We start from the raw sequence: 397 nt of genomic DNA on the forward strand, positions 1-397 counted from the left end.
AGTTGGGGAGGGACATCCGCAGCTCGGACAACCGCTGGATGACCTGGGGCTGGGCCAGGGCGTAGCCCACGCGCATGCCGGCCAGCCCATAAATCTTGGAGAAGGAGCGGGCGATGATGACGCTTCTTCCCGCGCGCACCTGGTCCACCATGGACTGGCCCGGCGCGGGCTCCAGGGAGTTCAGATACACCTCGTCCACCAGCACGGTGGCGCGGGGAGACACCGCCTCGCAGAAGGCGCGCAGGCGCGCCGGGTCGACGATGGTGCCCGTGGGGTTGTTGGGATTGCACACCGAGACGAGCTTCGTGCCCGCGCCCACGCGGGCCTCCATGGCCGCAAGGTCATGCGTCAGCGTGGCGTCGAGCGGAACGCGTTGCACCTTCCCTCCGACGCGCTC

1 protein-coding gene is annotated in these 397 nt (G+C 69.0%); it reads right to left on the reverse strand.

Translation table 11 applies throughout. From position 1 onward, the window contains the following. On the reverse strand, window positions 1-379 hold a 379-nt coding region (locus D7Y04_RS43365; protein ID WP_233601882.1), incomplete at its 3' end, for an aminotransferase class I/II-fold pyridoxal phosphate-dependent enzyme. Window positions 380-397 lie beyond the last annotated feature (18 nt).

This window comes from Corallococcus sp. AB038B (assembly GCF_003668955.1).
Taxonomy (GTDB): domain Bacteria; phylum Myxococcota; class Myxococcia; order Myxococcales; family Myxococcaceae; genus Corallococcus; species Corallococcus exiguus.